This window comes from Dehalogenimonas formicexedens, assembly GCF_001953175.1.
GTDB classification, from domain to species: Bacteria; Chloroflexota; Dehalococcoidia; order Dehalococcoidales; family Dehalococcoidaceae; genus Dehalogenimonas; species Dehalogenimonas formicexedens.
In genome coordinates, this window is the sequence record NZ_CP018258.1 from 1,715,202 (window position 1) to 1,736,125 (window position 20,924).

At 54.0% G+C, this 20,924-nt stretch carries 16 protein-coding genes; 15 read left to right on the top strand and 1 reads right to left on the bottom strand.

Annotation, left to right across the window (positions count from 1 at the left end):
• The first annotated feature begins 74 nt into the window (after positions 1–74).
• The 10 genes from uppS (at position 75) to Dform_RS09005 (ending at position 13,206) form a co-directional block, all read left to right on the top strand.
• On the top strand, positions 75–764 hold the full coding sequence (gene uppS, locus Dform_RS08960) for a polyprenyl diphosphate synthase (protein WP_076004706.1): 690 nt from the start codon (positions 75–77) through the stop codon (positions 762–764).
• Positions 765–868: 104 nt separating this feature from the next.
• Entirely contained in the window at positions 869–3,886 is a 3,018-nt protein-coding gene (locus tag Dform_RS08965; protein ID WP_158513492.1) for a YDG domain-containing protein, read from the top strand.
• Between the two features lie 377 nt (positions 3,887–4,263).
• Entirely contained in the window at positions 4,264–5,424 is a 1,161-nt protein-coding gene (locus Dform_RS08970; protein ID WP_145925566.1) for a hypothetical protein, read from the top strand.
• 102 nt (positions 5,425–5,526) lie between these two features.
• Positions 5,527–6,273 (top strand): hypothetical protein, encoded by a 747-nt coding sequence (locus Dform_RS08975; RefSeq protein WP_145925567.1) that lies wholly within the window; start codon positions 5,527–5,529, stop codon positions 6,271–6,273.
• Positions 6,270–6,521, top strand: a complete 252-nt coding sequence (locus tag Dform_RS08980; protein ID WP_076004710.1) for a DUF8044 family membrane protein — start codon at positions 6,270–6,272, stop codon at positions 6,519–6,521. The genes Dform_RS08975 and Dform_RS08980 overlap by 4 nt, the downstream gene beginning before the upstream one ends.
• An 18-nt stretch (positions 6,522–6,539) precedes the next feature.
• Entirely contained in the window at positions 6,540–8,477 is a 1,938-nt protein-coding gene (locus Dform_RS08985; protein WP_076004711.1) for a DUF4129 domain-containing protein, read from the top strand.
• Positions 8,464–9,375, top strand: a complete 912-nt coding sequence (locus Dform_RS08990; RefSeq protein WP_076004712.1) for a DUF4350 domain-containing protein — start codon at positions 8,464–8,466, stop codon at positions 9,373–9,375. Before Dform_RS08985 ends, Dform_RS08990 begins: the two co-directional genes overlap by 14 nt.
• Before the next feature lie 94 nt (positions 9,376–9,469).
• Complete coding sequence (locus Dform_RS08995) at positions 9,470–10,405, top strand: AAA family ATPase (RefSeq protein ID WP_076004713.1); 936 nt, start codon at positions 9,470–9,472, stop codon at positions 10,403–10,405.
• Between the two features lie 18 nt (positions 10,406–10,423).
• Positions 10,424–12,061 carry a DUF58 domain-containing protein gene (locus tag Dform_RS09000; protein ID WP_076004714.1) on the top strand — a complete coding sequence of 546 codons (1,638 nt, stop codon included), beginning with the start codon at positions 10,424–10,426 and terminating at the stop codon, positions 12,059–12,061.
• Positions 12,058–13,206 carry a geranylgeranyl reductase family protein gene (locus Dform_RS09005; protein ID WP_076004715.1) on the top strand — a complete coding sequence of 383 codons (1,149 nt, stop codon included), beginning with the start codon at positions 12,058–12,060 and terminating at the stop codon, positions 13,204–13,206. Before Dform_RS09000 ends, Dform_RS09005 begins: the two co-directional genes overlap by 4 nt.
• Here the strand turns inward: Dform_RS09005 and Dform_RS09010 are convergent, their stop codons facing one another.
• A complete protein-coding gene (locus tag Dform_RS09010) occupies positions 13,207–14,514 on the bottom strand; it encodes a phosphohexomutase domain-containing protein (RefSeq protein WP_083635434.1) in 1,308 nt (435 codons plus the stop codon).
• 222 nt (positions 14,515–14,736) lie between these two features.
• Between Dform_RS09010 and Dform_RS09015 the strand changes: the two genes are divergently transcribed.
• From Dform_RS09015 to Dform_RS09035, 5 genes are all read left to right on the top strand, one after another.
• On the top strand, positions 14,737–15,921 hold the full coding sequence (locus tag Dform_RS09015) for a sugar phosphate nucleotidyltransferase (protein ID WP_076004717.1): 1,185 nt from the start codon (positions 14,737–14,739) through the stop codon (positions 15,919–15,921).
• Position 15,922: 1 nt separating this feature from the next.
• Positions 15,923–17,713 (top strand): glutamine--fructose-6-phosphate transaminase (isomerizing), encoded by a 1,791-nt coding sequence (glmS, locus tag Dform_RS09020; protein ID WP_076004718.1) that lies wholly within the window; start codon positions 15,923–15,925, stop codon positions 17,711–17,713.
• Between the two features lie 250 nt (positions 17,714–17,963).
• The gene (locus Dform_RS09025; RefSeq protein WP_076004719.1) at positions 17,964–19,049 is read left to right on the top strand and encodes a DegT/DnrJ/EryC1/StrS family aminotransferase; all 1,086 of its coding nucleotides are present in this window, start codon (positions 17,964–17,966) and stop codon (positions 19,047–19,049) included.
• Positions 19,042–19,608: an acyltransferase gene (locus tag Dform_RS09030; protein WP_076004720.1), complete on the top strand. Its 567-nt coding sequence runs from the start codon at positions 19,042–19,044 to the stop codon at positions 19,606–19,608. The genes Dform_RS09025 and Dform_RS09030 overlap by 8 nt, the downstream gene beginning before the upstream one ends.
• On the top strand, positions 19,609–20,922 hold the full coding sequence (locus tag Dform_RS09035; protein WP_076004721.1) for a nucleotide sugar dehydrogenase: 1,314 nt from the start codon (positions 19,609–19,611) through the stop codon (positions 20,920–20,922).
• Positions 20,923–20,924 lie beyond the last annotated feature (2 nt).

The window sequence follows — 20,924 nt, forward strand, 5'->3', positions numbered from 1 at the left end:
TACTATGGTTCATGCAACCTTTTAGGATGGGCTTGGTTGCTATTGCCGGGAAGAGCACATAGAATACCGAGGATATGACCCAAGAAACGGACGCCAAACTACCACGACATGTTGCGATTATCATGGACGGCAACGGGCGCTGGGCGACTAAACAAGGATTGGGCCGCATCGACGGACATCGCGCTGGTTTACGAACAGCCCGTGACACCGTAGTAGCGCTCAGTAAAATGGGCATCCCTTTTGTCACTCTGTTCAGTTTCTCTACCGAAAACTGGAAACGCCCGGCCGACGAAATCTCGGGCTTGATGAAGCTGTTGGAGATCGGCCTGGACGACATAGCCCGGGACTTAAAACAGCACAACATCCGCTTAAAGCATTTAGGGCGCTTGGATAACCTGTCACCATTAGTCAGATTTCGAATCAACGACATCATTAATCGCACCCGCGACAACAACGGCACCGTGGCGAGTATGGCCTTTGATTACGGCGGCCGAAGTGAAATTGTCGATGCGGTTAAACGGATGCTCAAAAGCGGGACGCCCCTTGATCAGGTCAACGAGCACCAGTTCGAGCGATACCTATACGATCCAGATTTACCGGAGGTCGATCTCCTTATAAGAACTAGCGGCGAGCAACGGATTAGCAATTTTTTATTATGGCAATCCGCTTTCGCCGAGCTGTATTTCACGGAGACCCTGTGGCCGGATTTTGATCAGATTGAAATTGACAAAGCCATAGAGGAATACGTCAGACGCTCCCGCTGAAAGCATATATTTTATATATTTATCACCTTGACACCCAATACCCCCCATGATAGTCTGTCCAAGTCCATAATCCCCCGGATTCAACTAAAAACAGGAGTGTCTCCGTGCTAACGCTCCAAAGAGTTATGATCGCGTTTGCCCTTGCACTTATATCTTTTGCCTCTTTTCTACCTGAGTCAGCTATCGCCGTCCCCTTCGATCAGACGCCGGAGTCGGTATCGATCACGAATGGAGCCCAAGACGAAACATACGTTGTCGATAGTTGTATTGTTAAAAACGGACCGAACGACTATGAAATGTGGTACACACATATTAAAACCACATTGGACCTGTTCGGCATTCTGGACGGATTGAAGCCACTCATCACCCAGGAACTGATAAACAACCTGACCGGAGTAAACCTTCTTGGGCTGATGGCCGATCTGGCCGGCGTCGCCAGTGGTCCTGAGTATGATGCTCTGTGGTCCGTAATCGGCAACAGCACCCCAGTAGTGGGCTATGCCACTTCAACCGATGGCAAGAGTTGGAACGTGGTCAACGATGAAGTCTTCAGCTTGGGCAGCGGCCTTTGGAATCTTCCAGCGGCACCTCGGATCATCAAGAACAGTTCTACGAGCTACCAAATGTGGTACAGTCACGCCAAGACCAACCTTACCAAGGTCGCCCTACAGAATTTACTGCTTGATCTCAATAACAGCGCCACACGAAAATCGGCCATTATGACCCTGTTGGATGGCACCAGTAATGTTGTCGGTTATGCCACCTCAACCGATGGCCGCGTCTGGACAAACGTAGCCGATGATATCGTAGCACCTAATGGCACCGGCATCTGGGCAAGCGCCATCGCCGGCAGTGTCATTAAAAACGGGGCTTCCGATTATCAGATGTGGTTCAGTCTCGCAGCCACAGCGATGACCGAGGCTAACCTGGATGCTATCCTGGCTGTTCCGGCGGCATTTGATTTTAGTGACTTGAAACAAATTGCCAACGATATCTCCACAGTCATTGGATATGCCACATCTTCCGACGGTCAAACTTGGTCAGTGGTCAACCCATCTGTACTTTCGGGAGGAGTCGGGCTCTGGAACAGCGTGGCTTCCCCAAGAGTCATAAAGGTCGGCTCCAAGTACAAAATGTGGTTCACCAAGTTAGAAACTAACCTGACCTCTGATAATCTCCAGACAATTTTCGATGCCGTTACCGCCCTCAAACCCGAATTGGTCAATCTCTGGACGGTTTACAATACAGGCGACTTCACTGCCTTCGTTAATGCCATTGAGGACTTTTTAGCTAATAAAATCACCGACTTACGAACCGTTTTGTCGAACACGAGCACGGTCATCGCCTATGCCACCTCTACCGACGGCCAGAATTGGCAGGAAGCTACCGATCCTACGCTGTCCGGGCCAAACACCTCGCCGTGGGGCAGCGTTGGCGTCTCGAGTGTCGTACTGAACGCCGGCGTCTACGAGATGTGGTATATTCGCGGATCGAATATTCTTGACGCCCAATTTCTGGTTGATGTGCTCCAAGGCACATTTAATCCGCTAACCTATGAACGCTCAACCTCCAAAACCCTGACGGTCAGCGGTATCACGGCGTCAAATAAGGTCTATGACGGCAATAATTCTGCGATCATCAACACCAGCGGTGCCATACTGACTGGCTTTGACACCGGAGATGACGTTGTATTGAACTTTACCGCAGCTAACGGTACCTTCGCTGATAAAAACGTGGAGGCCGGTAAGATGGTAACGATCTCGGGTATAAGCCTGAGCGGTGCGGATGCATCTTTTTACGTTGTAAGTCAACCAACTACCGCAGCTGATATCGCCCCTGCCTCGCTTGTACCCACTGTTACCGTCGCCGACAAAGTCTACGACGGCAATACCTCAGCGACCATCCTGACCAGGACTCTGACCGGCGTCAAGGGGAACGACTCAGTGACACTGACCGGCGGTACGGCCACCTTTGACACCGCCGCCATTGGCACCGGCAAGACGGTCACCGTCATCGGACTAACCGTTGGCGGTGCGGATGCAGGTAATTACACCCTATCCTCGACCTCCGCGACGACTACGGCTAATATTACCCAGGCGACAGGCGGTGGTGGAGGCGGCGGCGGCGGCTTCGGCTCGCAACTTGTCGGTATAGGATTGTCCGGCACGTCCCCCTTCATGGACGGCAACGGCCGCGCGATCACCGCCGGTCTGATCAGGACACCCGATGGCAGCCTCAGCCTGTCAGTGCCTATCGGCACATATATCTGGAACGCCGCCGGCGCTGCCCAATCCTTCCTTTCGGCCGCCCCTCTGGCCGATCCGCCCGCGCCTCCCGCTCAGAATTCCCTGATTCTGGCTTTCGAGATGGGACCCACCGGCGTCACCTTCAACCCGGCCATTTCCATGACCATAAGCTACACCGATGGCCAAGTACCGGCCGGCACCAATGAAGCCGACCTGTATATCGCCTGGTGGGACGGCGCCAAATGGGCTAAACTCACCGGCACTGTCAATGCGGCGGCTAATACCGTTACTGTCTCGGTCAGTCATTTCACCATCTTCGCCCTCCTGGCCCCGGCCGCGCCTCCGCCCCCGCCGGCACCCACGCTTAAGATCAACTCCCCGGCGGCAGGTGCCTCATTCGACCCCGGCAGCGTCAGCCTGTCGATAGCTGTCGGCAACCTGAAACTGGTCCACGGCGATAACCTGCCCAAGGTCCCGGGTGAAGGCCGCATCATCTACTACCTCGACGTGACCATCCCCATTGCGGCAGGGCAATCCGCCCTGTCGGCGGTGGGTACTTTCACCGAGTCCATCGCCACATCGAATGCCTGGGCCAACCTCGCCCCCGGCACCCACACGCTGGGCGTGCAACTGGTGCAGAACGACCATACGCCATTCAACCCGCCGGTCTTCGCCAATGTCAGCGTGACCATCAAGGAATCGCCGCCGCAGACATCGGGCGCGCCGATACAAACGACTCCGCCAAACAGCGATAAACCCGACTTCAGCTGGCTGCTCATCGTTACTGGGGTGCTATCTGCGCTGGCCCTCGGAGTCTTCCTTTTCTGGAAATCGCGGAAACCGGCGGATAAGCTGGAATACACGAACAGGAAATAGATTAAGAGAATTCTGCAGTCTCCAAAACACAACAGATAATGAAAAGATCACTTTTTGGGTTTGTATCAGGGATCTTCGCCTTGGGTTTGTTGCTACTCGGCGGTCCATCGCCGCACCAAGTTGCAGCTTTAGACCCTTTCGAATATTTTAGCGTCAGTTATGGCTCCACCATTTCCCCAAGCGAGGTTTCACCCGGTCAAAGTTTTAACATCACGATAACTGGTACGGCAGTCTGCACAAAAAACCTGCCATTCGCTCCTGGTAATGCCGTTGTAACCGGTCGAATTATCGCCCAGAACGAGGGCGGTACTCAAATAATCCTGTCAAATAGTTACACCGTTAATATGGGTGGTTTCCCTACCAAAGCTGGTCAGTCAATGAATGCTTCAGAGACGGTCAGTGTTTCCTTACCACCGGGTAGTCCCACGGGTCGGTACACCCTGCGGGGCGAATTAATCGAGGCTAAAGTTCAGATCGTGATATGGTTTGATGTAAGTTCGTATCTACCGTCCAGCGAAGATTTTGGATCGATATTGCTTGTTAGTCCACCAACATCAGGGGGTGGCGGCGGCGGTTTCGGCTCTCAGCTTGTCGGCATCGGCCTGTCCGGCACTTCACCATTCATGGACGGCAACGGCAAGGCCATGACCGCCGGAGATATCCACACAGTCGATAACATCGTGAGCCTTGGTATCCCGGTTGGTACAACCGTCTGGAACGCCGCCGGCGCCGCCCAGCCGTTCCTATCGGCGGTCATCCAATCCGAACCGCCCCAGGCTCCGCCGCAGCACGCACTAGTACTCGCTTTTGAGATGGGGCCATCGGGCGTCACCTTCAATCCGGCGGCTTCTCTTACTATGACCTACACCGAAGATCAGGTACCGCCGGGTACCAAAGAAGCCGAACTCTATATCGCGTGGTGGAACGGCAGCCAGTGGGTTAAACTTGAAGGCAACGTCGATGCGGTGGCCAATACGGTCTCTGTCAAGATCTCCCACTTCACCACCTTCGCCCTAATAGCTCCCCCAGCGCCGCCTCCCCCTCCGCCGACGTTAAAGATAAGCACCCCGGCTTCTGGCGCTGAATTCGATCTGAACAACATTACGCTTTCCATCAACGTGGAGAGTCTCAAGCTGGTGGCCGCCGGCCGACCCAATACCTATGGTGAGGGCCGGATCGTCTACTACCTCGACGTCACCATCCCCACCGCCGCTGGGAAATCGGCCCTTTCTACACCGGGCTCTTACAAAGAATCTCAATCCACCTCCAACACCTGGAGCGACTTGGCGTACGGAACTCATACGTTAGGGGTACAACTCGTTCAGAACGACGGTACTCCTTTCAGTTCGGCGGTCTTCGCCACGGTCAGCGTAACCATAAAAGATCCGGCCGAGTTGCAAACACCCGCAATACCGGCGCCAACACCTCTCCCTCCTTCCGTTGAGACCAGGACCAACTGGATTGTCATTATCACCCTGATGATCGCGCTTGCTCTCGGTGTCGTACTCTATTGGCGAGCTCGGAAACCGAGGGATTAATATACAATAGGGTTGACTTAATCTTCGCAGCCAATACGGTATCCTCTTCGTAGCCCTTTTGGCTATAATATCAACTTAAACTTTTGTACACGTCAAGGAGTAATGTTGAAGCAAGGAGATAATCCATATACTTGGGCTGGTTGCGGGCTGTTCGTCTCTGGAGCACTCGTCGCAACCAGTTCTTTGTTCATATTGGGTGTTGCGTGGTTTACTGCCTTGGGTTTGGCAATGATCATTATCGCCATTATCCTGCTTGCTTTGGCCAGAAGCGTCCCCAAGTTATCCCCCGAATTCAGTCGAGTTCTTTTCGAAACCGGAACCGAAAACCTCGCAGTCCTGCTTGAAGAGCTCGCGGTTTCGACACGGGCGATATACTTGCCACCAAGATTATCGAACGGCAAATCCCGGGCGCTGATACCCCTTGCTGGTACGCTGAAAGCTGAGATGCTGAAAGAAGCCCTGCCTAACCGGCTGATTGTGCGCTACGGCGCCGGAGCGCAGGATATCGGACTATTGATCACCACTCCGGGTTCGGCAGCAGCGCAGCTAGTCAGTGACAAAACCGAGACTGACACCGAGTTACTAAGTGCCACGTTGACAGCTTTTTTCAGCGGCACACTGGGCTTGGCTGATGCCGTAAATGTCACCAACGAGAACGGTTCTATACGGGTGGCCTTCTCCCAATTGCGCCATGAACGCGTTAACGACCGGACTGACCGGGTACTCGGCAGCGCACCCGCTTCTGTGGCCACTGCCGTAGCCGCCAAGATGTGGGACTATCCGATGATCATCTCAAGCGAGGGCGGTAACTCACGGAAATACATCGTCGTCATCGAGCGTCTCAAATGAGGATCTTCAACAACTATGTCTTGAGTGTATCCACCGCTTTGCTTGCCACGGTGGTTATCCTGGCGGGATTTGGGCAACAGAGCCTGGACGTCTACTATACTTTGTTCATCATCGAAGCCCTGATAATCACCGAGCTTTATGTTTACCTCAATAACAAGGCCCGACGCGCCTTGAATTTAGTCAGCGTCCTTCTCTTTGCCGGGTTTTTGGTGATCGTCCTGCAAAAGGTAGCCGCGATCCTGATATGAGCCTGATTTAGTCGGTAGATGAAAAAATTCTTCATCGGGTTATTAAGCACGGTGCTACTCGCGGCGATATTTGCCGGCTGCGTCGCTCCCGGATCAGGACCGCGCCAACTGCCGCATCAGGACCCGGCCAGTGCCGCGCTGGAATTTGATCTGGTGGATCTCGTCTCGGCATATGGTGGCATTCTAGAGTACCTGTCGTCCGGCTTATATGCGGAGGTCGATGGCATTTTGGCCGACCTCGAATCGGCCAACGCCAGCGCTGAGATCCTCGCCCTATTCGAGCGCTTCAGCGAACTCAGCCGAGAACTTGCCGAAAACCTCAGCCAGGTCGAAGGACTCCTGGATAATGCGGCCATAGTCATCGAACAAAACGACCTGGCCGCTGCCAAAAGCCGTCTCGATGCGGCAGCCGAGCGGCTCGAGCAGATCGTCATCGTGCCCGCCGAAGTCCGGTCCATCCATGACTCACTGGGCATCGTCCTCGGCATCGCTTCTCTTCCCGGCACTGATCGTCTCAGGCTGGCATTTCAGGAAATGCTCACCTCCCTCGACCGCCTGCAGCAGGCTATCGACCGGCTGGCGGCGTTAGGGCTTCAGTTGGAACAACAACGGGTGCAGACGCAAGCGGTATTGGCGCTGACCGAACTCAGTCTGTCGATGTCAGCATCCGAGGGCTTCGTCGGCGACGAAATCGTCGTTAGCGGGCGTCTCAGTGCCGATGGCGCGGGGCTGGTTGGGCGCGAGTTGGACCTCGTAATCGGCGGAATAGTCTCCACCGCCGTGACCGATTCGGATGGTCGCTATAGTGCTACCGTCGAAATTCCTTTCCGATACGTAAATCATCTTGGCGTTCAAGCCCGCTACACGCCAAGGGCGCAGGACCTTGACCTCTATCAGGCCGCGGCCAGTCAGGTGCGGGAACTAACAATAAACTATTATGTCACCTTGTTGGACACCGAGTTGCCTACGGAGTTGCATCCAGGACTTACAGTTACCATTGAGGGCACGATCTCAACCGATGGTCCCCCGCAATCCCGGACCATCAGTGCGTTTCTCGACAATCAACCGCTCGGCCTTACCACCACCGTCAGCGCATTCTCCCTTAATATCACTCCACCTCCGGGAGCCTCGTCCCCCGGTGCCCGGCTGACGCTGCAGGTTGCATCTGACGCTCGTTATGCTGGTTACTCGGACAGCGTCACGGTGCCAGTTGCTCAGATAGCTACCAGCGTGATTCTTGACTCGACCGGATTTGCCCTGATTCCGGGGGATCTGCTCGTTTCCGGGAGAGTTACCGGCGACAGCGCCCCCCTCCCCGGAGCAATGGTTGAGCTTTCATACGCCAGCTGGAACACGAGCGTCGTCACCGATGCCAATGGGATGTTTAACGCCCGACTCGACCTTCCTGTGAGTTTCTTCTTGTTCGGCGCTCATCCACTAGTTGCTAAGGTGAAGCCGGCGGAAGGGTGGTTCGCCGAGGTAGAAACTACCAAACAAATCACGATCATCAGCCCCATCGGTATCGGGCTCCTGCTCGCGATGATTGTCGGACTTATACTCGCAGGCCGTGCCCGCTCAACCAACCGCCTAAATATACAACGGGACGCCGGGTCCGCTTATCCTGGAAAACCCTACCCGGCACCGGAAGTACCTTTGCCGGACCAGGCGCCCTCCCTTGGGGGCGGCGCCAAGGGCGGGATCATCCGCGCCTACCTCTCAGCCCGTACCCTGGTACAAGCTTTAAGTGGAGTCTTCATTCGCCCAAGGGACACCGTCCGCGAATACCTCTCGCGCGCCTCCAAGCGGATACCGATCCTCTCGGGTGCTTTTTCAGAACTCACCCTTTTAGCGGAGAGAATCCTGTATTCACGCGTCGAGCCCGGAGAACCTGCCCTTTTAAGGGCGGAATCCCTATTTAGATCAATGCGAGAGGACCAGAAGATTGGGACTCCGTAGATACCTTGCGATCCTTACCGTGCTGGTGGTGGTTATTCTGGCTGTGATCACGTACGTAATACCGCCAGGTGGCGACTTCCGTTCCGAAAATCCCTCGTGGAACGGCCTTGCCGACACCGCTGCCCCAGTCGGAGTGACGCCTGTCGGCTCGGTCGCAGAAATACCAGAACCCTTTACAGGCAAAGGACTCATCGTTGTACCCTACCTAGAGTTGCCCCCCGAAACGCTGCAGCAGCTCGGCGAGTTTGTGAACGGGGGCGGTGTTTTGATCCTCGCCGACGACTACGGCTTCGGCAATACCATTTTAAACTATCTTGACGTCGGGGCACGTTTCTCCAATAAAACGTTGCTTGATCCAGTGGTCTGCTATAAGAACCGCTTCTTGCCCCTAATCGTCCGGTTCGATGCCGATCCAGTGACTTCAGGGATAACCGAGATCGTTTTCAACCACCCCGGCGTCCTGATCGGACTCGATGAGGAAAACATCGTGGCTTGGTCGTCCTCCTTGAGCTTCGTCGATGACAACGGTAATGGCGAGTGGAACGCTGGTGAGGTTTTCGGCCCGCATCCGGTTATCGCCCGCCTCGGTTATGGAGACGGCCAACTCATCCTTCTGAGCGACCCGAGTGTTTTCATTAATTCGAGCCAATCCCTTGGGGACAATGCCCAGTTGCTCCAAAACATTGCCGGACTGACCGAAAACGGACTCTTCTTCGTCGAGTCGACCTTGCCGCGAAGCGAACTGGATACCTCGAAAGATTTGCTGCATAATCTCAGGGATTTTATGTCCACGCCTCTGGGCATGATCCTGCTCATCACCGCCGTCATCGCCGCAGTTGTGATGCTTGCGGGATGGCCGCCACAAACACAAGGGCGGGGCGGCGGGACCGGCGCCTGAAAAACCATTCGAGGTGATATCTGGTGACTGACCAGATTCATCACCCCTTGAAATCGATAATAGTTCGGGATACTACTCTGGAAAAGGAGCTTTAATGTCGAGAGAATCCACCGAGATCATCAGGAGAATCAACGGCGGTTTAGACCAGTTGGTGCTCTACCGCAATGATATCAAGCGGTTGCTCATTATCGCCCTCATCAGCCGGGGCCATCTGTTGATTGAGGGCCTTCCCGGAACCGCTAAGACGCTTTTGGCACATACCTTCGCCCACCTGCTGGGCGGCGATTTCAAACGCATCCAGGCCACTTCGGACATGCTGCCGGCTGATATCACTGGTTTCTATCTCTACCACCCCGGCAAAGAGGAGGAATTCAAGCCCGGACCGATCTTTGCCAACGTGGTTATGGTAGACGAGCTCAATCGCCTATCGCCCCGGACCCAGTCGGCGCTACTTGAAGCGATGCAGGAACACCAGGTCACTGTTGAAGGCCATACTCATCCATTGCCTGCCCCATTTACCGTCGTCGCCTCCCAAGTACCTTATGGTGGACCCGGTACTACCGCCCTGCCCGATGTGCAGGCCGACCGTTTCCTTTTACGGGCTTGGAGCGGCTACCCTGATGCCGCCGAGGAGGACGAAGTCCTTAAAAACATCGACCGCATCTCCGAAAGCCATGCCCGACCGGTGGTTAATAACGATGAGGTGCTGTCGCTGCATCGAGAGATGACCGGGGTCACGGTATCCGACGCGGTCCGGGGTTACATCATCGACATCATTGGCCGGGTGCGTCGCCATGGCGATGTCCAGACCGCTCCTTCCACCCGCGGCAGCATCGCCCTGATGCACGCCTGCCGATCGCTGGCCCTCATGTCCGAGCGGGATTATGTCATTCCGGATGACATCAAGGAACTCGCGATACCGGCGCTGCATCATAGGATTCACCTCAAGCCTGAAGCCGAGGCTGACGGCCAAACTCCTGAGCGCATCATCCGGGAAATTTTGGATGAAACACCGGTGCCAAGAGTCTAGTATGGCGTTGGAGATTTAATGCTGGCGAGATCAAGCCGGCTCTGGCTGCTTGGGATGCTCGGCCTCGCCGTCATAACGGCGCCGCTGGAATATGCCGCCTCCGCCTTGGCGCTCATCGCTGCTCAGTGGGCAAAGCGTTTCGTCGCCGGGCGGGCTGAATTGTTGATCTTCATCGGGCTGGTGACCGTTTTCCTGGTACCGCTCTGCCTGGCGCCCGTGTTTACAGTGGCACTAGCAGACGGCGGGACCGGTGTGCTGGCATTGCCCTTTATGAGCCGGGAGCTTGATCTTGGCGGCTTGCTGGCGGTGGCCTCCGCTCTGCCGGCCGTATTCCTTCTGGCGCGTGACCTGGAGGATTTGAACATTTCCCGGCCGCTGCGGGGCGGGCGGAACGGTCTCCATTTCAGCCGGACCGCGGTGGTGCTCGGGGCAGCGGCAGCGGGGAACTTCCCGGCGGCGATGATCGCGGATAGTCCGGTGCTTTTTACCGGCGCGGCGGTTTTTAGTCTCGCCTTCCTCACCATGCTTCTCCGGGGCCTCGCCGCCGTCGGCCGCTTTCCGGTGGAACCGGCAGAAGTCTCCACCCGGCTGGTGGCCGGCGGAGATTTAAGCGTCAATCTTGAACTGCGTAAACTGACTGCGGCGGCAGTTTATGGTTGCCTTCGTCCCGCTGCCCGTTGGCTTGTTGTCAGGCCGGGGTGTTTCACTATGAGCGGGAAGATGCTCGTTCTAAACCTGGGGATCAACGGGCCTCCGCTGTCAGGTCCTCAGTGGCCGGTCTTCGAGGCCGTCATGTCCGACATGTTCGGGTTGGTTCGGCACCATCGGGAGGTCCGGCCGCTTAAGTTGGAAATCGTACCACGGGCGCGCTACATCCGGCACCTGGCGGAAAAATATCTGGCCGGGGGAGCGAGCACGGGCCCGGTAGGCCTTTGGTCTTCGTCCATCACCGCTCATCCCGGTCGCGGCATCGATTTTCTGGGCTCCCGCCCCTACCAGCCTGGCGACCGGCTCAAGGATATCGACTGGAAACATAGTGCCAAGCTCGGCGACATTTTCGCCAAGGAATACGCCAGGGCTGTTGGTCAGTCGGCGGTCATCCTCTCCAGTCTCGATACGCCGGACGAGGAAGCGGCCGATAAACTCGTCTATAACTTGATCTCCTCGGCGCTGACTCTGGCGCAGGAGGCGGTGCCCACTGCCCTGGCCATATTCAACCGGGACGGTGTGATCAAGGTCACCGCCCCGGAAAACCCGGATCTCGCGCTGCGCCAGTTGCTAGGACTTATTAAAGACGTTCGAATTATTCCGGCGGAGCAGCGCCGCCTCCAGCCGGCCGAGATCACCCAGTTGCGCCACACCATTACTCTGCTGGAACGATTTGCCACACCCGAATCCAGCGGGCTGCTGGCGGTGCTCGATTTCGAAAAGAACGCCATCAGATCATCGTCCGCATCGCATCCGGCCGAAGCGGTCTTCGCATCGCTTGCCGGACGCCTTTCGCCGCCGGCAACGATCATTGTCGTTTCCGAGCCCATTGATGAGGCCGAGACTTTCTACTGGTCTCTCGACGAATGGCGCCGCAAGGGGTACGAGATCTCAACCTTGAGCAAGTCGGTGAACCGCGCTTCCTCGGCCGTGGCTAGCCCTCGATGAGCGAGACCGACGCAGACATCATCGTCATCGGCGCCGGGCCGGCCGGCAGCCGCGTAGCCCGGCAACTCGCGCTACAAGGCCATGACGTCATTTTGCTTGAGAAACGCCAGACGCTCGGCGAACCGGTGTGTTGCACCGGGATCGTCAGCACGCAGTGTGTCGCCGAATTCTCGATCGACCCCGATCTCATAATGCACCGGTTCAGCGGTGCGCTTATACATTCTCCCTCGGGTGAGATCGTTCCAATCAGGCGTTCCACCATCCAGGCGGTGGCCATTGACCGGGCTGCCTTCGACCGGAGGATGACCGAAAAAGCCCAAGCCGCCGGCGCCCGGCTTATGCTGGGGACAACAGCAAATTACCTAGATATCCAGCCCGACCGCGTAGTCGTAGCGGTATTCAGGAACCAGGAGCAGCGACATCTCACCGCGCGGGCGGTGGTCGTCGCCGCCGGGCTTACCCAGAAACTCACACCGCAACTTGGGCTGGTGACGATTAAAGACTTCGCCGTCGGGGTCCAGCTTGATGTCGAAGGGGCGGATGTTTCCGAGATCGAAATCTTCTCGGGAAAATCTCTGGCTCCGGGTTTCTTCGCGTGGTTGGTGCCGACTTCACCCGGTCATGCCAAGCTTGGCATGATAGTACGCCACCAACCAATGGCTTCAATACTACGGCTGATCTCGTTATTAGCCACCAAACGTAGAGGCTTTGTTCCCGCCGGCAAACCCGTTTGCCGCCCCATTCCATTGAACCACCTGAGAAAAAGCTACACCGACCGGTTGCTAGTGGTGGGTGATGCGGCCGGCCAAGTAAAAACCACCACTGGGGGCGGGCTGTACTACGGGCTTTTATGTGCCGATATTGCCGCATCCACTTTGCATCAAGGCCTACTCGGTGACAGATTGCGGAGTACGGACCTCAAATGTTATGAGCGGGCGTGGCTTGACCGATTAGGCCGCGAGATGCTCGTGGGTCGACTGGCCAGGAATGTGTTTCGACATCTCGGGGATCACCAATTGGATGGCCTGATGAGAAGAACACAAGAGAGTGGCTTAATGGCCAAACTGCTTGTAGATGACCGGTTATCGTTCGACTGGCACAGTCCGGCTATTTTACGATTGGTTACCGGATTGTTTCGCAGATAACTAGCCGCAGGGCATTACCGCTTTAATCGACTGCTTTGCCTTTTCGAAGATCTCCACGGCTCCATTCCAACTGTCAGCCTCTACGGTGAGTCTTAGTTTCGGCTCAGTGCCGGAGAGCCTGATCAGCACCCACCCGTTTTTCAACCTGAGTCTTAGCCCGTCGATTCTCTCAATGTCAACGTGGTCAAGCGCCAACAGACCTGGCTCGAGATCATCGATATGCGGAGGTGTTTCAAATGATAAACTTCCGCGGATCATCGGATAGGAAGGGATTTCGCCAGCCAACTTCGCCAGACTGCCCTCGGCGGCCAATGTCGATACCAGGGCTGCGGCGTATATTCCATCAGGGCAATACGAGACCTTCGGGAAAATCCAAGCACCGCATGGTTCTCCACCGAACTGGGCGCCTGTCCGTTTAAGCTCGGCAGAAACAGCGCTATCACCGACCCGGGTACGTCTGGCGATCAACCCTGACTCCTCGATCACCATGGAAGCATCGACGGTCGTAACCACTTCTTTCGCGTTCAGACGGTGTGCCAATATCACCATCAGTTTGTCACCGGAAATTACTTGACCGTTTTCGTTGACAACGACCAATCGATCAGCGTCACCGTCATGAGCCAATCCCACCTGAGCACCCGATTCAACTACTTTTCGTTTTAGTTCGGCCAGATTCTCGTCTGTCGGTTCACTTGCCCTAGGAAAAACACCGCTCGGCCGACAATAAACTAAAATTGGATCTATCCCCAATTGTTTCATCAGCTTTGGTGTCGTGACTGAAGCGGCTCCACCGCCACAGTCCACCACAACCTTGAGTCCTCTTAGGCTGCCGGGGAAGTCCCTAAGGATACGATCGATGTGCTCGTCAATCGCACCACCACATTGTGGAGCGGTAGCACTATCATGACCAACATCTGCCGGGATATCAGTTGATTCGATCGAGGCTTCAACCTGTCGTTCCTGCGTGTCGTCGAACGCTGCCCCATCCGGATTCCAGAACTTGATCCCGTTGTATTCTGGAGGGTTATGCGAAGCAGTGACCATGAGTCCGGCGTTAAAATGTCGCGCGACGTACGCCAACGTGGGAGTGGGTAATAGTCCAGCGTCTTGGCAAATGTTGCCAGAAGCTTGAATGCCGCTGAACAGAGCCGCCTTGATGATGTCAGTTGAAGTCCGCGTGTCGCCACCGATGACTACGTTCCGATATCGCGCGCCAACTGCCAAGCCGGCTTCAAACGCTATCTTAACCAGCTGATCATCGGCTATTCTTCGGATCCCAGAGCTCCCAAAAAGTCGGGTTTTCAACACACTGTCCAGTTCTAGATATTATTCGCTGTCCACGGGACAAACACTTTGATATTTGGTTGGCTTGGAACTTCGACACTGCACGGCCAAAAAACTATAAGCCAACTGCCGGATTCTAAAGGAGCCAGATAAAAATCGCAAACTAATCAATTCTTAACAATTCCTACGATGACAAGACGTTTTTATTATCTTGAATATTTGGTGAATTATCGTTATAATCGCGGCATGACGCAAGCGGTTATCCTGGCGGCGGGTGAAGGGCAGAGACTTCGCCCTTTCACCAATACCCGACCAAAAGTCATGCTGCCCATCGCAGGGAAGCCTATACTCCAATACGTCATCGAAGCCCTCGCTTCTTTTAATATTCGTGACATAGTTATCGTTGTCGGTTACCGTAAGGAACAGATATTCGACTCACTCGGTTCAGGTGAATCGCTCAAAGTAAGAATCCAGTATGTCGAACAGCAGCCCCAATTGGGCACTGCTCACGCACTTCAGCTTGCCGAGCCTTTAATCCAGGACGAATTCTTCTTACTTCCGGGTGATAATCTTATCGCGCGAGAGACTATTCAGGACTTCATTTCGTGCCCTCCTTGGTCAGTTCTTCTAAAAAGCGTGCCTGAGGTCAGCACCGTCCGCTATGGGGTGGCCATGGTGAATGAGGACGACGATATCCAAGCCATAATTGAGAAACCGAAACAACCCTGCGACGGGGTAGTAAGCACGAGCATTTATCATCTCAAGCATGAAATATTCGAATACATCGGAGATGACACGAGCATTCCCGTTGTAATCAACCGGATGATCAACAACGGTATCAACTTCAAAGCCGTGAAAACGACGGGTCCCTGGCTGGATGCGGTTTATCCCTGGGACTTGCTACACCTGAATGATTTAGTTTTAAAAAGCCTGCGTCCGACCCTGAATGGCACCATCGAAAAGGGCGTATCTATTCGTCATTCCGTTTCTACAGGTGAAAATACGACGCTCCGCGCCGGTTGCTATGTCGATGGCCCGGTCCTCATTGGCAAGGGCTGCGACATCGGTCCCAACACCGTCATCAATGCGGCGAGCACCATAGGTGATAATGTCTCCATTGGGCCTTTCTGTCTTATAGAAAACAGCATCATCGGCAACGACGTGACCATTGGTTCAGGCAGCACGTTACAGAACTCGATCATCGACAATGGCAACCGTATCGCACCTCACTTCGTCGCGGCCAGTGAAAAAGCTGAAATCAGGATAGACCGTGAATTCCATGAAGTGCCGGTCGGTGTCATGATGGGCATGAACTGCAAGATAGACAGTCGGGTTAGCGCGGATGCGGGTACCATTCTCGGAAATGGATGTCAGGTTAAGGCGGGCAAGTCCATCTCGGGACGGATTCCTGATGGAAGCCGGTTAGTATAGTATGTGCGGAGTTGTAGGTTACATCGGTTATCGCCAGGCCCAAGAGACGCTACTCCAGTCACTGGTGCGGCTGGAATACCGAGGCTACGATTCTTGCGGAATTGCCGTTGTCGACGGTGACCTTAAGGTCTTCAAGGACGCTGTGCGGGTAGCCGATCTCGCAGCAAAGGCTCAACCTCTTAATGGTACTTTCGGCATCGGTCACACCCGATGGGCAACATGCGGTGAGCCAAATCAGGCCAACGCCCATCCTCATCAGGATTGCACCCATACCATCGCCGTGGTCCACAACGGCACCATCAACAACCATGTGCCACTGAGGAGCCGACTTAAAAGCCAGGGACACGTTTTTACCTCTGATACCGATACCGAGGTGATCGCCCATCTTATCGAGAATCACTACCACGGCGATCTCGCATCCGCCGTGCGCTCCGCTCTCGCTGAAATCGAGGGCTCCTATGCCGTAGCCGTGGTACACCATCACGAACAGGATAAACTCGTGGTTGCCAGGAAGGGTAGCCCTCTAATAATCGGTCTGGGCCAGGGCGAGAATTGGGTTGCTTCTGACGTGCCGGCCATCCTCGGTTACACCAATCGTGTCGTATATATGGAAGAAAACGAACTCGCGGTAGTGACGCGGGATGGCATCAAGTTGTGGCATGGGGACAACGAAAAAATCCCTGAAATCAAACATGTCGAATGGACAGCGGAGCAAGCACATAAGGGTGGCTACGACCACTTTATGATCAAGGAAATTCACGAACAACCACGGATTATCCGAGAGTCCAACAGCACCTCAATCCACTCCGGTGTTAAAGATGCAGAGCTTTCCGGCATCCTGTCTTTAGACCCGCCGCCTTCCATCCTGATCCTGGCCTGTGGCACCTCGTATCATGCCGGGCTTATTGCCAAGTATCTCGTCGAAGAACTACTAGGCTTATCGGTTAATGTCGAGCTCGCCTCGGAGTTCAATTATCACCGACATCGAACGCCAGAGGCGCTCGCTATCGTCATCACGCAATCCGGCGAGACAGCGGACGCCCTATTGGCTATGCGCCGGCTTCGTGAGCATGGCACAAAACTTTTAGCGATTACCAATGTCCCGGGTTGCACTGCAAGCCGCCTCGCGGATGAGACATGGTACACTGGGGCAGGTCCGGAAATCAGCGTCGCCGCCACCAAGAGCTTCACCGCCCAATTAAAAGTCATCTATCGGCTGTTGCTCTCCTGCTCCAGGCTGGAGAGGCGGGATTTCGACCGGCTGACACTGGCGCTAAGACTCCTGCCCAGCGCTATCCAGGGGGTGCTCGATAACCAATTAGAGATACGATCATGCGCTAAATACCTGGCTTCGTGCTCCGGGGTCATCTTCATTGGGCGAGGCCTCAACTACCCAATCGCCTTGGAGGGCGCACTTAAACTCAAAGAAGTCGCTTATATTCCCTCTCAGGGCTACGCTGCGGGGGAATTAAAACACGGACCGCTTGCCCTGGTTTCGAAAACGACCCCAGTGGTAGCGGTATTAGGCCGCGATACGACCCACGATGCCATGCTGACGACCCTCCGGGAGATCAAAGTGCGGGGTGCTCCGCTGATAGCCATTGCTCCTAAGGGAGATGACGGTCTCGATGGCTTAGCCGACTATATTATCCCCAGACCGGAAGTCGACAACTTAGTATCGCCAATGTTGAATGCGGTGGTGTTACAACTTCTGGCATATTACACCGCTTTGGAACTCGGCTGCCCTATCGACATGCCGCGCAACCTGGCCAAGAGCGTCACTGTTGAGTGATATCGCCCGTCTGACAATAAATGGAGGGGGTGTTTTGAGGAGAGTTGATTTACAAGCGCCGAACTGCAGACCTCAGAACGCCGAGGGGTACGGTTCTTCAGAGTGGCCGTATATGAATCTGCCTGAGTAATTTATACTGAACGAGTTTCCTGTAGAACTAAATATATTCATTGAATAGTCGGCAGTCCAAAACGGGTAACCAAGTAAGGCGCGTATATTCCGCACCCAACATTGAAACCAGGAGTCTCTCATGATACCTATTGCGCAACCGGTAATAGACCAAGCCGCAGTTAATGCCATTTCGGCAGTGCTATCCAGCGGCAAATTGGCTCAAGGCGAACAGGTCAAGTCATTCGAGGGAATGTTTGCCTCGTATTGTGGTACGAAATATGCGGTGGCGACTTCCAACGGAACCAATGCTCTCCAACTAGCCCTACTTGCTTCTGAGATTGAACCTGGGGATGAAGTAATAACCACCCCATTTAGTTTCGTGGCATCTGCCAACTCCATTCTATATTGCCAAGCAAAACCTATTTTTGCTGATATCGACCCGCTCACCTTCAATATCGACCCTAAGAATGTGGAGCGACTTATTGGCCCACGAACGCGCGCGATACTTGGGGTCCATCTTTACGGTCAGCCCTTCGATGTGAACGAGATACTCTCATTGTGTTCAAAACATAATTTGGCTTTTATCGAGGATGCCTGTCAGGCACATGGGGCAGAGTACCATGGACAACGAGTTGGGTCGTTTGGTATCGGCTGTTTTTCCTTTTACCCAACGAAGAATATGACTACTGGCGAGGGTGGCATGATGACCACCAATGATACCAGAATAGCCGAAAAGGCGAGTGTGCTCAGGAATCACGGTCAAAGGGAACGCTATAAACATGAAATGCTTGGTTACAACTTCCGCATGACCGACATAGCTGCTGCCATTGGGATCACACAACTTGCTCGGCTCGATGAATTCAATGCCAAACGCATCCAAAATGCCAATTATTTGAGCCAAGCCATTCGTCGAATTAACGGTCTCATATCGCCTTTTGTGGCCAACGGCATCAAGCACGTATTCCATCAGTACACTATTCGCGTGACTTCAGACTACCCAATCTCCCGAGACGCCCTCAAGGAGCGATTGCAGGAAAAGGGTGTAAGCAGCGCGGTACATTACCCGATTCCTATTCATAAACAACCCATGTACGAGCGACTCGGTTACAGCGTTACACTGCCTGAAGCGGAAAAAGCTGCCAGCCAGGTGCTCTCGCTCCCTATCCACCCGTCTCTAACCCAAAGTGATTTGGATACGATTATCGAAGCATTAATATATGAATAGTGGCGTTATCACCAGAGGTTTAGTTAACATCGGCGAAGGAGCCGACATCGATAATGGTGTTGTACTCGGTCATGAGGACAACGGAGTGTTACTCATTGGGTCCGGTGCTCGGATTCGTTCGGGAACCATCATCTATTCCGGTGTGACTATTGGAAACAACCTCAAGACTGGACACAATGCACTTATTCGAGGGAATAGTGTCATCGGCGACAATGTTCTCGTTGGTACCGGTGTAGTTATCGATGGCTATTGTCAGGTGGGCGATAATGTGAGCCTGCAAACAAACGCATATGTGACCACCTATACAGTGCTTGAAGAAGATGTGTTCATGGGACCTTGTTCCGTAACCACCAACGATAAATACATGGTCAAAGGAGCGGCTCTCAAAGGTTCCGTGATAAAAAAAGGGGCTCGTATCGGCGCCAACGCTACAATACTTCCAGGCGTTGTTGTCGGGGAAGGCGCCGTCGTTGGGGCTGGATCTGTAGTTACAAAAGAGGTCGGCGCTGGGAAAACCGTGGTAGGCAACCCTGCAAGTGAACTCGGCAAAGAAACTTAAATGATATACAACCTCTCTGAAACGGAAATTAGATCAAGAATAGCAAACCGCGACGTCTCGATTGGCTTCATCGGCCTAGGGCGGGTTGGTCTCCCTTTGGCTGCAACTCTCGCAAATGAAGGTTTCCCCGTGCTAGGCATGGACATAAACAAGAATACTGTGGCAACCATCAATGCCGGCCGAACGCCGATCTCGGATGAGAACGGTCTAGGCGATCTCATTAGCAACGTTGTGGGAAAGGGAAAACTGACAGCGACTACAGCCATCGAGGATACTGCCGAGTGTGACGTCTACATCATCTCAGTGCCCACTTTGATCAAAGATCAAGACCCGGATATAGACGCCGTGGTGACGGTCTCCCATCGGTTGGCTAAAATATTGAAACCAGGCAAACTTGTTGTTCTTCAAAGTACGGTGCCACCTGGCACTACACAAAATACCCTCGCGGCCATCATTCAACGGGAAAGCGATCTGATCCCTGGTTTGGATTTCGGTTTAGCGTATTCCCCGGAACGAACACAAGCCCCTCAGGTACTACGTGATCTGAAATCATATGCTAAAATCGTCGGAGGCCTGGATAGCAAGAGCGCACTTATCTTGGGTGGACTCTATGGTGCTTTTGCTCCTAGCATTATAACCATGAGCAGTATCATTGCTGCCGAACTTGATAAAGTAGTTGAGAACACATATCGCGACGTCAACATCGCATTCGCAAATGAATTAGCCCAGATATGCAACGTATATGGTGTCAATGTGGATGAACTCATTCACACCGCAAACTCACAACCATATTGCCATATCTTAAAACCAGGCCTCGTAGGCGGACATTGTATACCCATGGACCCTTACTACATCATCAGTGATTTGATTCACCGTGGCTATTTCCCCCGGCTGATAAAAACCGCTCGTGATCTTAATGAATCGGTTTTTAAGAATATAGCGGATATGCTGGATAGGGATACGCATCGTGTGGCCGTACTGGGTCTGAGTTTCAAGAAAGACGTCAAATCTTTCGAGACGTCACACTCTTTGAAACTGATCAAATTGTTGGAGTCAGAAGGCAAAGATGTAGTGGTGCATGACCCGTTTATCAGTGATGAGACGTTTCCTTTCAAAGCCACGGCTAACATTGATACTGCATGCCAAAATGCCGACGCTATCATCGTTTCGACCGAACACTCGATATACGAAGCGCTAGATCTCGCCCACCTTCGTTCTTGCATGAACGGTCGGCTAATCATCGATGTTCGAGGTATTCTTAGTCCTACCAAAGTCGCACAATATGGATTTGAGTATCGCGGGCTCGGAAGGTAATT